Source organism: Proteus cibi (assembly GCF_003144405.1).
GTDB lineage: Bacteria > Pseudomonadota > Gammaproteobacteria > Enterobacterales > Enterobacteriaceae > Proteus > Proteus cibi.
This window is the reverse complement of record NZ_PENW01000020.1, coordinates 38,888-53,401: the sequence shown is the minus strand read 5'-3', so window position 1 is coordinate 53,401 and position 14,514 is coordinate 38,888. Positions and strand designations below refer to the sequence as shown.

General features: G+C 39.4%; 15 protein-coding genes. 12 read left to right on the top strand and 3 right to left on the bottom strand.

The genetic code is table 11. The features are described 5' to 3' along the window. Positions 1-17: 17 nt before the first annotated feature. On the bottom strand, positions 18-263 hold the full coding sequence (locus DK865_RS12575) for a DUF2543 family protein (protein ID WP_036914285.1): 246 nt from the start codon (positions 261-263) through the stop codon (positions 18-20). A 124-nt stretch (positions 264-387) separates the two neighbouring features. Here DK865_RS12575 and DK865_RS12570 point away from each other — a divergent pair, with 124 nt between their 5' ends. Further along, complete coding sequence (locus DK865_RS12570; RefSeq protein WP_109392067.1) at positions 388-1,104, top strand: RluA family pseudouridine synthase; 717 nt, start codon at positions 388-390, stop codon at positions 1,102-1,104. Between the two features lie 10 nt (positions 1,105-1,114). Here the strand turns inward: DK865_RS12570 and DK865_RS12565 are convergent, their stop codons facing one another. After that, entirely contained in the window at positions 1,115-1,597 is a 483-nt protein-coding gene (locus DK865_RS12565; protein ID WP_023583146.1) for a cold-shock protein, read from the bottom strand. Positions 1,598-1,698: 101 nt separating this feature from the next. Further along, on the bottom strand, positions 1,699-2,232 hold the full coding sequence (locus DK865_RS12560) for a DUF2058 domain-containing protein (RefSeq protein ID WP_023583145.1): 534 nt from the start codon (positions 2,230-2,232) through the stop codon (positions 1,699-1,701). A gap of 185 nt (positions 2,233-2,417) precedes the next feature. Between DK865_RS12560 and yajD the strand changes: the two genes are divergently transcribed. The 11 genes from yajD (at position 2,418) to DK865_RS12500 (ending at position 14,495) form a co-directional block, all read left to right on the top strand. After that, the gene (yajD, locus tag DK865_RS12555) at positions 2,418-2,765 is read left to right on the top strand and encodes an HNH nuclease YajD (protein ID WP_006534437.1); all 348 of its coding nucleotides are present in this window, start codon (positions 2,418-2,420) and stop codon (positions 2,763-2,765) included. 931 nt (positions 2,766-3,696) lie between these two features. Continuing rightward, positions 3,697-8,649 carry a hemagglutinin repeat-containing protein gene (locus tag DK865_RS12550; protein WP_228407779.1) on the top strand — a complete coding sequence of 1,651 codons (4,953 nt, stop codon included), beginning with the start codon at positions 3,697-3,699 and terminating at the stop codon, positions 8,647-8,649. A 5-nt stretch (positions 8,650-8,654) separates the two neighbouring features. Beyond that, complete coding sequence (locus tag DK865_RS12545; RefSeq protein WP_023583140.1) at positions 8,655-8,993, top strand: DUF3969 family protein; 339 nt, start codon at positions 8,655-8,657, stop codon at positions 8,991-8,993. A gap of 367 nt (positions 8,994-9,360) precedes the next feature. Continuing rightward, positions 9,361-10,119, top strand: a complete 759-nt coding sequence (locus DK865_RS18890) for a hypothetical protein (protein WP_228407788.1) — start codon at positions 9,361-9,363, stop codon at positions 10,117-10,119. Positions 10,120-10,123: 4 nt separating this feature from the next. Continuing rightward, entirely contained in the window at positions 10,124-10,372 is a 249-nt protein-coding gene (locus DK865_RS12535; protein WP_036914421.1) for a hypothetical protein, read from the top strand. A 192-nt stretch (positions 10,373-10,564) separates the two neighbouring features. Next, positions 10,565-10,906: a hypothetical protein gene (locus DK865_RS12530; protein WP_162556631.1), complete on the top strand. Its 342-nt coding sequence runs from the start codon at positions 10,565-10,567 to the stop codon at positions 10,904-10,906. A gap of 222 nt (positions 10,907-11,128) precedes the next feature. Further along, positions 11,129-11,791 carry a VENN motif pre-toxin domain-containing protein gene (locus tag DK865_RS12525; protein ID WP_109392064.1) on the top strand — a complete coding sequence of 221 codons (663 nt, stop codon included), beginning with the start codon at positions 11,129-11,131 and terminating at the stop codon, positions 11,789-11,791. Between the two features lie 380 nt (positions 11,792-12,171). Then, entirely contained in the window at positions 12,172-12,420 is a 249-nt protein-coding gene (locus DK865_RS18885) for a hypothetical protein (protein ID WP_109392063.1), read from the top strand. Between the two features lie 41 nt (positions 12,421-12,461). Next, entirely contained in the window at positions 12,462-13,271 is an 810-nt protein-coding gene (locus DK865_RS19015) for an EndoU domain-containing protein (RefSeq protein WP_323368369.1), read from the top strand. Between the two features lie 12 nt (positions 13,272-13,283). After that, positions 13,284-13,550 carry a MafI family immunity protein gene (locus tag DK865_RS12505; RefSeq protein WP_109392062.1) on the top strand — a complete coding sequence of 89 codons (267 nt, stop codon included), beginning with the start codon at positions 13,284-13,286 and terminating at the stop codon, positions 13,548-13,550. Positions 13,551-14,132: 582 nt separating this feature from the next. Further along, complete coding sequence (locus DK865_RS12500; protein WP_162556630.1) at positions 14,133-14,495, top strand: YibL family ribosome-associated protein; 363 nt, start codon at positions 14,133-14,135, stop codon at positions 14,493-14,495. Positions 14,496-14,514 lie beyond the last annotated feature (19 nt).

The window sequence follows — 14,514 nt, the reverse complement described above, 5'->3', positions numbered from 1 at the left end:
AATGAGCTCAATACATGTTATTCGTTACCCCAGCGATTAAGAAACATAGCGATATCATCAATACGTTTTTTATCAATACCGGCTTCTTTTGCCATCTCCTGCTGTGCGTTTTCGCTAATTTCTTCGTTATTCATTAATCGTGTAAGTAATAACTGAAAGTAGAGAGCAAGCGCATCTTCTTCTGCCTCAGCAACAGGCTCTATCGATTCCATCGCATACTCTTCGACCATGTCATAATATTTAAAATGAATGTCATTGTTCATAAGTTGTCCCCAAGGATTAACGTTTATACTCGTCACTTTCAAATGAGTAAGAGTATATCTCTACATTCGCCTGTTAGCCTAAAATTCGCTATCATCCACTTCCTTCTTTTTTGCGGATAAGCTGATGTCTACGATTATCGATACTTTTATTGCCCCTCCTTGCCATGATGAAATCGAGATCCTTTATCAAGACGAGCACTTAGTACTTATCAATAAGCCGGCAGGACTATTGAGCTTATCAGGAAAAAATCCACAAAATATCGACTCAGTACATTATCGATTAGTGAAGCAATTTCCAGGATGCACTCTTGTTCATCGCCTTGATTTTGGCACATCTGGATTGATGGTTGTGGCACGCAATAAAGCCATCAATGCTCTTTTGTGTCAGCAATTTAGCCAACGCACTGTCACCAAAATATACAACGCACTACTGTGTGGACATGTAGATGAGAATGAAGGAATAATCGATGCGCCAATAGCAAAAAATCCGGCTCTGTTTCCGCGCATGTCGATTTGTCCTATTAATGGCAAACCTGCGCGCTCTCGTTATCACGTTATTGAGCGTTTTTACCATACATTAGAAGATGGAACATTATTGCCTTTAACACGCGTACAATTTACGCCTGAAACAGGGAGAACTCATCAACTTCGCATTCACAGCCAGTTTATCGGGCATCCTATTTTAGGTTGTGATTTATATGGTGGATGCGACGGCGGTTTAATTAAAGAAAGGGAAAGAACTGAACGGGCTTCGCGACTGATGCTTCATGCAAGTGAACTTCATTTTGTTCATCCCATTAGCCAAGCGCCAATAAAAGCGCACTGCGAGAGCCCGTTTTAAATATCGATATTTACAATTTAAGTGCTTGTACTGTTTCGTCGATATCAAGCTCATCTTCAGTAAAAACGATTTCTGTTCCGTGCATTGTTGTGATCGCAAGCTTTCTCAACGTACGCATATTATTGGTGTTATCCGCTGATTTAGGTCTGATACTATTCATTAAAGTACCGACAGAAAGTACGGTGTTTTCTTTATTGATATGCGTATCTGCGGACACCTCTTCACTATAAATTCGAAATGATTTAATGGATGCCAGTTTAACTCGCTCACCGGCAATATAAACATATTTACTATCTGGGATCACCTTCACCGCGTAAGCAGATAGGCCTTTGGTATTTGAGGTGGGTTCAAACGTGACATTTGCATCTGTCTTTATCAAAGCAGGGTTGGCAACTTTAATCACATGAAAATAACGGTTATCACCGTTTTCATCTTTAATAAATCCAAAACCTTTATCTTCAAACCACTTTGTGATTATTCCGTTCATTGCCATTATCGCCTACTTAATCGTTTATCTACAAAAATTTCCAGATGCAGTATAAAGCACAATGCTTATACAGACTATGCCTTTGAGCGAATAAGCTACGTTGCTAATTACCACATCAAATCATCTGGGATTTTAAAATCAGCATAAGGATCGTCTTCATCTTGTTCTGTTTCGCTAAGTGCATTATTTAACAAGATACAGTCCACATCTCTTTGTGTAATTTTATCCGCAACACTGGCAGGAATAATCGCGTATTCCGTTTTACCGACACTATCTAGTCGCGCAATAGCGAGACGTCCGCTAATTAATTGCGATTGCGTCAGTTTATCCACCACGATATTTTTAATCACATTATTGTCAGTGAAGTTAAAATCAATATCGCCTTTTACTGGTGTAATTCTATTCATCTCAATCAGTTGCTTAACTTGCGCTTTATATTCTTTAGATAAAGTGGCTTGTTTTTGTTGCTCACTAAGCAGTTTATCGCGCTCAAGTTGGGCTTTTTTATTTTCTTCTACGGCTTCTCTGGCTTCTCGCGCTTGAACACGTGATTTTTTTGCCGTTCTTTGGACTTTTGCCATTTTTTTACTGGTCACAAGCCCTGCTTTTAACATTTGCTCTTGTAAGGTAAGTTTTGCCATTTTTATGCCTAAATTTGCTCAATCATTTTTGAAATTATACCTGTAATTTCCAAGAGTGCATCAGATTGTAAGATTGGTCGTTTATTAGAAAAAATAGGCATTGTGAGATTTGAACCTATCCGTGTATTTAGAGTATATTGGAAAAACTATCGCCAAATCTTCTTTTATAACAGGTAAGACTAACAATGGCTCTGATCCCAAAAAACTATGCACGTTTAGAAAGTGGTTACCGTGAAAAAGCACTGAAAATCTACCCATGGGTATGTGGACGTTGTGCGCGCGAGTTTGTCTACTCGAACTTACGTGAACTAACCGTTCATCATATTGATCACGACCATACCAATAATCCAGAAGACGGCAGTAACTGGGAGTTATTGTGTCTATTTTGCCATGATCATGAACACTCTAAATACACCGAAGCAGACCAATACGGCACAACCGTTGTCGCCGGCGAAGATGCACAAGATGATGTCGGTGCAGCCACTTATAATCCTTTTGCTGATTTAAAATCGATGCTAAATAAGAAAAAATAGTATTAGTAACATCTGCAAAGAATATAAAAACAACACTGTGATTTAGTGAATATAATAAAAATAGTAAGGCTCCTCTTTTTACTGATTTATTTCAGTAAGCCTTTCTATACTCTATCTCTCAACTTTTTATTCATATTTAAATTATCATAATAAAGTTTTTAATGTTCTTTTAATTACAAAAAATAATTAGCAAATTAAACTCATTTAAATAACCAGATAACCAATACTATTAAAGAGTTTTTTCATTAGAAAAAACAATCAATTTATTAAATAAAAAACCAATCACCCTACATCAAAAAGACCTTTATTTTCTTTATATTAATTGAAACACATCTCAATATTTCTATATAACTTCTTAAATAAATTAATAATAAATAATAAGTGCAATTAATTATGAACACCATAAAAGAAAACTATTTAAATAATTTATTAACTTATAAAAAAAACAATGAGATAAATTTAAACTCATTAGCAATATAATTAATCTCAAAATTTTAAATCAATACAAAATTACCTTGATTTCTTCATACTCACTTAGCTAAATTAAAACCAAGGCAAATCTCATTAAGTTATTATTTTAAATATTTATGACATTACTTCTTATATAGATTAGCGATAAATAACATCACCATTTCATTACTGCTTGATATATAAAACCATTGGCTAACAATTAGCATTATTAGGAAGTTATTCAAACAATGAATAAACAACGTTATTTAAAATTGGGACTGTTCTTTTTTTATTTTTTATCTATTCCGTTAATGAACATCGCCAAGAAAAAATTGTTGATCATTATGATATTAGTGGAAATCATTGGTACCCTTCATTTGATCATGATGAAACCACCGCATTAACCCCCATTGATAGCGTTATTTCAGGCAATGGTAATGTCACCATCAAAGGCACTTCCATTACCAACACCACGGTTAATGTGGCACAAATTAATGACATTGAAGCCGCATTAAAAGCAGTAGATGCGCAACGTGCTGAATTTGCACGTAATCCCCTCGCCTTTCAGATCGAGGGGGCACATAAACAGGAAGTGAATACTGATTTTATTGTCAGCGATAAAACAACGTTAACTCATTCTGATGCAACCTCACTACTCGAACGCCCTCTTTTACCTGCTGAAATTGCACTGACTGAAAAACAACATTTAGGCAATATCGCCACCGAGATCCCCAATAACGGACTCTTTCGACAACATTTATCGCCAGATAGCCCATTCTTAATTGTTACTGATGAGCGTTTTACTCGCCGCAGTAAATTTATTAGTAGTGATTATCTGCTCTCTCGTGTGGATTATTCACCTTCTCAAGTGCATAAACGATTAGGTGATGGAGCCTACGAACAACGCCTTGTTCGTGAACAGGTTTTAAAATTAACTGGGCGCCCTTCTCTTTATGAAGGGGATGCGATGACGCAGTATCAATTCTTAATGAACAATGGTGCTAACGTCGCCAGTGATTTTAATTTACGCCCCGGAGTGTCATTAACGCCTGAACAAATTGCGGCATTACAACAAGATATCGTTTGGTTAGTCAGTGAAACGGTGGATACCGCACAAGGCTCACAAACGGTGTTAGTGCCAAAAGTATACTTAGCAAATAAAACCTTAAACTTACTCAGCAGTGGTGCCATTGTCAGTGGTAATAATTTACATCTTTCTACCAATAGCGTGAATAATGCTGGGCAACTACTGGCAAATAAAGGCATCGACATTGATGCCAAACAATTTGCACATCAAGGTGGCGATATTCATGCAGAAAACATTAATATTCAATCTGATAGCATTACACTGAGTACCCATTTACAAGACGCCTTACGCCAAGCGTCATTAAGTGGCAGCAATATTTCGTTAAAAGGCAATGATATTCAGCTACAAGGCGCAAAACTGGATGCATTAAACGATATCAATCTCAATGCCCGTGATAATTTAGCCATCACCACCGCAAGAAGTACGCATTCAGGGGAAATCAGTGTGATTTCCGGCGCAATGGGTAATCGCACCAGTGACGGAATAGAACCAGCAGGAGAACACCGTCTCGCCCAAATAAGTGGTGAATGGCAACGCGCTCAAGGCAGCGAACTTAATGCTGGTGGTGATCTCAATTTAACCGCAGGAAAAGATATCACCTTGCAAGGTAGCCAAGCCAAAGCAAGTGAACAACTTACCGTCAATGCTGGCGATAGTCTCAATATTATTGCCGATAGCACCATCACCAAAACGCATCTTGACGCCAATAGTAGTACCTCTTCTGTTAGCAATACTCGCGAAGAAGAACGTCTGCTATTAAGCACCTTAAGTGGCGATAAGGGGGTGATACTAAATGCAGGTAATACACTCTCAGCACAAGGTGCTCAAGTTGATAGTCAAGAGGGCAAAATCAGTATTAACTCGCAGAATATTGATATTCATGCAGCAAATCAGCATCTTAAAGATCAAGATAACGAGCAAGTTAACAGTGGCAGTAAACGTAGTGACCGTGTGGTTGAAACCTCGCAAAATAGTGTTACTGGTAGCACGTTTAGTGGGCAACAAGGTGTCGATATTGTCGCACATAAGCATGATATCAATGTTACAGGCAGTACACTGCACAGTGAAAAGGGGGCAATTGATTTAACAGCTAAACAAAATATCACCCTTAATAGCGCAACAGAGACACAGAGTGAGTTTCTAGAACAACATTCAAATAGCAAAGGCTTTTTAAGCTCAAGCAGTACCCACATTGTCCAACATAACCACGTTACACGCGAACAAGGTAGCGTTATCAGTGGTGAACAAGTCAATATCAATGCAGGTAAGGATATTCAAGTTAGCGGCTCTTCCGTTGTGGCAGAAAATGATGTCACGCTAAAAGCGGGCAATAATGTGGATATTGTTGCAGCAACAGAAACGGATTCGCATTACTTACTGGAAGAGAAAAAGCGCAGGGGTGTCTTTAGCAATGGCGGTATTGGTTTCACCATCGGTCAGCAATCTTCTCGTCATCAAGTCGATGAACAAGGTACCACACAAAGCCAAAGCGCCAGCGCCATTGGCAGTACCCAAGGCAGTGTCAATATTACCGCCAATGATAAATTACATATTGGTGGTGCTGATATTGTCGCCAATAAAGAGATCAATTTGACGGGTGATAGCGTTCAAATCGACCCCGGTTTTGATAAACGTACCCGTGAAGAGACCTTTGAGTCGAAACAAAGTGGCTTAAGTGTAGCGTTATCAGGCACCGTAGGCAGTGCACTCAATACGGCGGTGAGTACCGCACAACAAGCGAGAAAAGAGAGCGATGGTCGCTTAAGTGCACTACAAGGGACTAAAGCCGCACTCTCTGGTGTGCAAGCAGGACTTGCTTATCAACAAGACAGCTTAACTTCACAAGCCGCCGCCGCGAAAAATGCAGAAACAGGTGTGAAAGCCGGTGATGACGGTGCTGAAAAAGGCGCGACAAATACCATTGGTGTGAACGTCTCTTATGGTAGCCAATCTTCAAAAAGCGAGACACACACTGAAAGTGTCGTTTCTCAAGGCAGTACACTCAATGCAGGGCAAAACCTCTCGATTACCGCCACAGGTAAAAATAAAGAGAAAACCAGCGGTGATATTGCCATTGAAGGAAGCCAACTTAAAGCAGGTAACGAAATCACCTTAAATGCGGCACAAGATATCCATCTCTCATCAGCGCAAAATAGTGAAAGCACTCAAAGCAGAAATAGCAGCAAAGGCGGCAGTGTAGGGGTTGGCTTAGGTGTAGGTGAAGGCGGTGCTGGTGTTAATCTTTCAGCTAGCGTAAATGCTGGTAAAGGTCGCGAGAATAGCAATGGCGTCACTCACACAGAAACCACCTTAAATGCCGGTAAGCAAGTGAATCTTACCAGCGAGCGCGATACAACGCTTAAAGGGGCACAAGTCAGCGGTGAACAGATCACGGCTAATGTGGGGCGTAATCTCACCCTAGAAAGTCAGCAAGATCGCGACCGTTATGATGCCAAGCAGCAAAATATTAGCCTTGGCGGCGGTTATACTCTCGGCTCTGGTAATCCAACCCTTAATTTTAGTGCGAGTAAAGACAAGCTACACAGCAATTACGACAGCGTTAAAGAGCAAACTGGGCTGTTTGCTGGCAAAGAGGGCTTTGATGTTAAGGTAAAAGAGCATACTCAGCTTGATGGCGCAGTGATTGCATCAACTGCCGATAAAGACAAAAACAGCCTTGAAACGGGCACGTTAGGCTGGAACGATATCCACAATAAAGCCGAGTTTGAAGCCTCACACAGTGGTGTCTCAATGAGTACCGGTGAACCTGTAGGTAAAGATCTGCTGAATAACATGGTCGGGGGATTACTATCGAACGCGAATAACCAAGATAATGCGCAAGGCACAACCAAAACCGCGGTTTCTGAAGGTAAATGGCTTATTCGTGATACCGACAATCAAACCCAAGATATCACCCAATTAAGCCGCGATACTGAACATGCCAATGACGGCAGTATCAACCCGATCTTTGATAAAGAGAAAGAGCAAAATCGCTTAAAACAAGCCCAGCTAATTGGCGAAATCGGCAATCAGGCGATGGATATTATTCGCACCCAAGGGGATATCGTGGGCTTAAAACAAGCACAAGCGAAACATCCAAACTTGAGTGTGAATGAGCTGCGTGAAACCAAAGAGTACAACCACGCGATGGAACGCTTTGGTACAGGCAGTGATTTACAAAAAGCTGCCCAAGCGGTGACGGGGGCATTAACCGCATTATCTGGCAATAATCTTGCTGGTGCATTAGCCAGTGGGGCATCACCTTATCTCGCCACTGAAATCAAGGAACGGACTACAGTCGATGGTGAAGTCAATATCGCCGCGAATGCATTAGCGCATACGATTTTAGGCGCAGTGACCGCCGAGCTCAATAATCAATCTGCGGTTGCCGGCGGATTAGGCGCTGGCGGCGGTGAATTAGCCGCTAGAGTTATCGCCTCAAACCTCTACCCTAATAAAGCAATCAGCGAACTCACTGAAAACGAAAAACAGCAAGTCAGCGCATTAAGCCAACTCGCCGCCGGGCTTGCCGGAGGAATATCAACCGGTAATATAGAAGGTGCTGTTACCGCCGCACAGACAGGAAAAAATGCGGTTGAGAATAACTCACTGAGCGGTACGATAGCGAAAGAATCAGGGAAAAACGCAATAAAACTTTGTGCTCAAAACCCAGGCTGTCGCAATGCCGTGACTGGCACTTTAGGATTATCAACCGCATTTGTTTTGACCAAAGAACAAATTGAGGAAGCGACTAATGCCGGGATCAGCCGAGACCCATCGAAAATCGCTAATTTATCGGTAGATCAAATACTGTGGTTAGATAGCCAAATTCTTACCAGTGGTGGTCTGGGTGATCTGATGTTTGGTACCCAAACATGGGGTGATAAAGTTATATTATCTGAAAACAATACATCAGGTAACAAAAATACATCCAATCCGAATAAAGGGAAAGAGCTTACTAAAGAAGAAAAAGAAGCGCTTGGTATGTCTAGCGGTGGTAGTACTACTGGTACTCCGAATGGTTTTGAACCAGATAATGAGAATAAACCTAATTCATCCCAAAACACCAATCAAAATAATAATTCAGGTCAGCTAAATCAAACATACACCTCTATTAAGGATGCCCCTCAGTACCCACAAGGTTTCAGGGCGACTCAAAACGGGACAACAAAACATACAATAAACAATCGAGAGCTGCTGAATGAACTTAGAAAAGTAGAATCGGGAAAATGGCAGAAAGTATATAAAAATGGATTCGATGCGTCTGGAAATAGAGTATCAGTTCATTACTTTCAAAGTCAAAGTGGTAGAGTTTTCAATGTGAAAGTTAAACCAAATTGGAGTTAATAGTGATGAAATTTTGTTATAACATTGATGAGAAATACGCAAATAAATTTATAAGTTTTTTGGCGCTAGGTGTCTTAACAGCATTAGAAAAAAAACTAATTTCGGTCGATGAGGCAGAAGGTTACATTTTTAAACCATCTTTAGTTAATTTATTAAAAGAGATAAATGCAACAGATGAACTTATAAATATAATCAATTTAGGTTGTGAACTTGAAGATATAGAAAGTTTAATACCAGAAAAGCTTCCGTCTAATATTCAAGACTTACTAAATAAGACACTATCAGTAATTAAACAAACTGATGATTTTGGGCGATTAGTTGATAAAGAAATTAAAGTGTTATAGGTATGGTTTAAAGCCCTCAAGTGGGGGCTTCTTCATTAAAAATATTATTCACTCTTCAGCCAACCGGATAATCAACTGTCCGGCTTGGCGAGTGAGGGTGTAGTGAGTTCCTACCTCAAATCCCAACTCGTTTGACCACTTCTTCTTTAGCTGTCAGTGTTTTTACATCAACGCCATTTAACTAAAAATCACACTGTATCTGTAGCAAACAGATAGCGCCTATATCAAACAAAGACAACTTTTAAACAGACACCTTTATATAGAAGGTGCCGTTACCTCCGCACAGACAGGGAAAAATGCGGTTGAGAATAATGCGATAGGTGCTAAGCCAATCATTAAAGGTTTAGAAAAGGGTTATGAGTCGTGTATGAAAAATGCGACTTGTAGAAATAGTCTTATGCAATTAGGGGTAAATTTTGGTTTAACATCAGCGCAAATTCAAGAAGCCATGGATGCTGGAGCTGCCGCCAGAAATGGTGATATAGAAGCCATGAGGAACCTTATACCGGAACAGATTGCTTATATTGATGAACAAATAATCCATAACAAAGGGCTCGCAAGGTTAATATTTGGATCTGAACCTCGGGGTGACAGGCTTGGTATACCATCACATACTGGTGGCAACCAAATGCCAGATCAAGATAGGATTGATACTGGTGGCAATCAGATACCAGACCAAGAGCAGAATAATACGGGTGGTAACCAAATACCGGACCAGCTTTGGACGGATACTGGTGGTGACCAGATACCTAAACCGATAGGTAATCTGGCAGGAATACCTATACCAGAAGCACCTAATTTAGATGATTTAGCATACTTAGACAAAATTACTCAAGGTGAACATGCAGGGATCAGAAATAAAGAGGGCCGTCCAGTAGGCTCAGTCATTAATGATGTTCAAAAATCTAGGCCTTCAGATATTGTAGTTCAAGAAGATGGTCGTTGGATTGTTAAAGGCTCAGGAGGAAAAGTTCATATAATTGAGCCAGATGGAGAAGTTGTTACTTCTTTTTATAATCCGAAAGCGAATACAGATAACAGAGTCAAAAAAGGTGAGTGGCAGCGACCTTCTAATGAGCAACTAGATGACTTTAAAGAAAAATTCTCTGATTATATCAAATGGTGATGGTATGGATTTATTACAGAAAGAGTGTATTGCAAGTGTAACTCTATATGATGTGAGAGCTTCAGAGGGGGAGTTAATGGTTTACGAAGGATGCATTGATTATGTATTAGCCAATTGCTCTGATGCAGAAATACTCAAAATCACAGGTTGTGAAAATGGAGAAGAATTATCATTTTACCAAGAAGAACTTATTAGATTAATCAAAATGGTCGGAAATCCAGAATATCTTCCTGATAGATATAAAGATCTATAAAGCTTTAATAGTGTATTAGTGGGTGCTTAAGCACCTACTGTATTGATTTATTTAACCCTTTTTTATCTTAGTTCCCATCAGTCATTTGCCGCTTAACTTCAGGTGCTGGGTTTATTTCTGTTCGGCAAACCACTCCACTGAATATATTCTGATTTTACTATCTCTTCGCCTATCCGTCATAGCAAATAGTCATTGGCATCACAAGGCACATGGACAGTGCGTGATAGCGATAATCAGCAGCAAGATATCGCGCAATTAAGCCAAGATGCTGATAACGCCCACAGCACGTTAAATAAAATCTTCGATAAAGAGAAAGAGCAAAACCGCCAACAGAAACAGCAGTTAGTGGGTGAAATTGGCGCACAGATTATCGATTTGGCAACCACGGTTGATACCATTCGTGGCACCAATATTGCCAAAGACGAGTCAACACTAAATCGCCTTTCAGACACTGCTTATGATGATATCTACCAAGCCCTTTCAGAAACTAAAGATAACGTTACTGAGCGTGATGTTCAAAATTACCTCTTCTAACAACGTTTACAGGATTATACCAACCAGTCCGATTTTGGCACGGGCGGTAAATATACCCGAGCTATTCAAGCAGTCACGGCATTTACGCAAGGCATTATGGGTGGCAATATTGTTACCGCGATTGCCAATGGTTCAGCGCCCTATCTTGCCAATGAAGTGAAAAATCAAATTTAAGGCAATAGCATTGAAAGTGATATTCAGCGCACCTTTGCCCACGGTTTGGTGAATGCGGGTCTTGCACTGGCAAAAGGTGAAAATGCGGCAGCACAAGCCGCTGGCGCGATGACCGGCGAAACCATGAGTATTTTATCGCACTCACTTTATAGCAAAACCCCAGAAGAACTGACTGAAACTGAAAAACAAAAAGTCAGCGCATTAAGCCAACTCGCCGCAGGACTTGCAGGGGGCATTATAGAAGGTGCTGTTACCGCCGCACAAACAGGGAAAAATGCGGTTGAGAATAACTTCTTGACTAAAGTCGCCTTAGAAGGTTGTGCTCTTACTGCACCGTGCCGAGGGTTCGTTGCTAAGAAAGTGTTAGAGTACGGTGTAAAAGCAGGAATTACGGCTATTGTTGCAAAAGAAATAGCGAATAATATCTCATCGGATGATTTAGACCACCTCATTACATTAAATATGATGGGAAATGATGAGATCACAAATCGTTATTTAGATTATTTATCTGGTAAATATGCGACAAGTGTTCAATCTCCAGATATCTCATCACAGTTACCAGGTTATCCCATCCCAACACCGCTACCGCCTTTACCAGGAACCCCAATTCCTGAGCAGGATAAAGATGATGGTAAACTAATTACGCCAATTATCGAGCCGACCGATCAGCGACCAAACCACCAGGTCATGATGATGGGATCAGTGATATAGACATAAAAAATGATACGGGTGGTAATCAGATCCTTGATAAGGATTGGCGGGATTATATTTTAACGGCTGATAATAAGATCACCCGAAGCGATCAAGCTGAGATTAGAAACAGTGAAGGAAGGCCAGTCGGACAGGTTGTTAATGATATAGAGAACTCAAGGCCATCTGATATCCTTGTTCAAGATGATAGCCGCTGGGTTATTTTAGGGTCAAAAGGACGGGTTCATATCCTTGAACCAAATGGAGAAGTTGTTACTTCTATGGAAAATGATAGAAAAAATACCCTAAATCGCATTAAGGATGGTCGCTTGGAGCGCCCAAATAACGATAAACTTTAAGAATTTCAAGATAAATTCTCTAACTATATAAAGAGATAGTTTATGGACTTATTAAAACAAGAGTATGTCGCTAATGCAGTAACGTTATTTGATCTCCGACTTTCGGAGAGTGAAATAACCATTTATCTAGATTGTATAAATTTCATGCTGGAAAACTGTACTGATGAGCAAATAAATCAGAATACAATATGTATGGATAAAGAAGAATTATCATGGAAAAGGGATTCTCTATTAGTCCTTTTAAAAGGCATGGAGCATAAAGAGTACCTACCAGATAGGTATAAGGACTAGTTGAGAATAACTTTTTCAAACCTCAAGATCTGCCAACGGGAATGGCAAGTTACGGGCAATCCGTATCATCATTAGCGATTTCAATGGCACAAAATGATAACAGTATAGATGAAATCAATGCAGCCTTAACGAAAGCAGTAAAAGGAACACACCCAGAGGGGCAAGATCCAGCACTTGGCATTTTAATCGCGTGGGGTAATTTGACAGGTATTCCGCTTGATGTATTTTTAACACAGCAGGAAATGACACCTGAAAAAGCTGCTGAAATATTAAGCAACACACCAACAACAACAGAAGCGAAAACACTTCAATTTGTGGCAGCGAAAGTTTATTTAGCATTTGCAAAAAGCGGTAAGGAAATTCCAAGTTGGGATGCAGGAATAGGTCAATATCGCTTTAAAAATACGGGCAAAGTGATAGATGTTGAGCATCCTAATGGTAAGTTTAATGGGAACTCATTGCCTTATAAAAACACAGTTGGCAAAATTGAACCTAAAAATTATGTAGATATACTTTCTCCTGAAGCGAAGCAGCACATATTATATGGTGATAACCTTAAAAGTGGTGGACATATATTCCCTGGCAACCCAGGAAAGGCAACGTTTCCATCTAATTGGCCATCAGAAAAAATAATACATGAATTTGGTGATATAACCACATCACCAACAACTCAATGGTACGCGCAAACTGGAGGAACCTTTACTAGTAAGGGTAAACCAGCTAGATGGGTTGCTTACGAAGAACGAGATGGAGTTAGGATCAGGGTTGTTTACTTACCTTCAACAGGTAAAGTAGTAACTGCGTTTCCTGATCCAAATCCAGTACCTAAAGCATATAAACCAATTAAGTGAGAATGATACATCATGACTAAATTAGATATCCAAATTAAAAACTTTGGAACACTCTTTTTTGATCGCTTAGATACTGAGTTATTACAAGATGCAATTAATTACATAGAATATGATGAAAGAGGCCTAGCATTTGAAACTATTTGTGACCATATCAGTGAATATGACATCCCCATAACATCGGAGGAGTATCATATAGCAATTAATATTGCTAATGAGCTAAAAATGAATAGTAATGATATCAGTTTACAACATATGAAAGAGTTAATAGTAAAAAAATAATAAATTATAGGGATCTCTGTAGTGACACTGATAACATAACAATCGTATTTAGCCATAGGACTACCTCCTTCCTAAAATTAATGGAATTGAATGGTGTTATGTAAAGCATAGCTCAGGAAGCCTTTCAAAGTTTTCAAGGAAAAAGGAGAGTTAAAAAAGAAGCACATAATTTTTTACGAAAATCAATGCATAAAGAAGTATATCGAATGAATATTGATGAGTGATATACAATTGATTATAAAGAGTAATATATCAGTAAAAAATGCGTTAAAAGGTGTACCACAATTAAATATTTATTTGAACATTATCAAATATGGGCTCGCAATGTTATTGGAAGCGTACTTTTAAATTCTTACATAAGACTCTCTTTGTTGGCTCAACTCCGACTCACTTAACCAGATAAAGTGAGTGAATACGTAATGTTCTACATGCAATACATCATAACTAGAGGCATAAAACCTTTCTCGATACCATAAGATCATCAATAAATAGTAAATAGCGACCAACTAATACCCCCTTTTCACTCTCTTACACAGAATGGTGTATACTTGCCGGCAAGAAATTTATTCACGGTTATTAATAATGAAAGAAATCGAAAAAACACAAATTAAACTTCTTAGCGACCGTTTAGACCTTATTCGTCACAAGATGGCAAATATCTCGCTGACAGAAGAAGCAGAAAAATACGCAGAGTTTGAGAAAGAAAAAGCGGCACTGGAAACTGAAATCGTTCATCTGAAAGAAGTGCGTAACAAAAAACTAAGCAAAGAAGCGCAGAAGTTGGTGGATATGCCATTCAAACGCATCATCACTAAGAAAGAACAAGCTGATATTGGCAAACTGAAGAAAGCAGTGCGAGGACTGATCATTGTCCATCCAATGACGGCATTAGGTCGTGAAATGGGGCTGGATGGTATGACCGGTTTTTCTAAGACTGATTTTTAGTTAGAAAATTAATCCACCT

What these genes read in the sequence shown, in the direction of transcription:
- DK865_RS12570 (WP_109392067.1), top strand. Translation starts at nt 388, where the DNA reads ATGTCTACGATTATCGATACTTTTATTGCCCCTCCTTGCCATGATGAA.
- yajD (WP_006534437.1), top strand. Translation starts at nt 2,418, where the DNA reads ATGGCTCTGATCCCAAAAAACTATGCACGTTTAGAAAGTGGTTACCGT.
- DK865_RS12545 (WP_023583140.1), top strand. Translation starts at nt 8,655, where the DNA reads ATGAAATTTTGTTATAACATTGATGAGAAATACGCAAATAAATTTATA.
- DK865_RS12505 (WP_109392062.1), top strand. Translation starts at nt 13,284, where the DNA reads ATGACTAAATTAGATATCCAAATTAAAAACTTTGGAACACTCTTTTTT.
- DK865_RS12565 (WP_023583146.1), bottom strand. Translation starts at nt 1,597, where the DNA reads ATGGCAATGAACGGAATAATCACAAAGTGGTTTGAAGATAAAGGTTTT.
- DK865_RS12560 (WP_023583145.1), bottom strand. Translation starts at nt 2,232, where the DNA reads ATGGCAAAACTTACCTTACAAGAGCAAATGTTAAAAGCAGGGCTTGTG.
- DK865_RS12535 (WP_036914421.1), top strand. Translation starts at nt 10,124, where the DNA reads ATGGATTTATTACAGAAAGAGTGTATTGCAAGTGTAACTCTATATGAT.
- DK865_RS12575 (WP_036914285.1), bottom strand. Translation starts at nt 263, where the DNA reads ATGAACAATGACATTCATTTTAAATATTATGACATGGTCGAAGAGTAT.
- DK865_RS18890 (WP_228407788.1), top strand. Translation starts at nt 9,361, where the DNA reads ATGAAAAATGCGACTTGTAGAAATAGTCTTATGCAATTAGGGGTAAAT.
- DK865_RS18885 (WP_109392063.1), top strand. Translation starts at nt 12,172, where the DNA reads ATGGACTTATTAAAACAAGAGTATGTCGCTAATGCAGTAACGTTATTT.
- DK865_RS12500 (WP_162556630.1), top strand. Translation starts at nt 14,133, where the DNA reads ATGAAAGAAATCGAAAAAACACAAATTAAACTTCTTAGCGACCGTTTA.
- DK865_RS19015 (WP_323368369.1), top strand. Translation starts at nt 12,462, where the DNA reads ATGGCAAGTTACGGGCAATCCGTATCATCATTAGCGATTTCAATGGCA.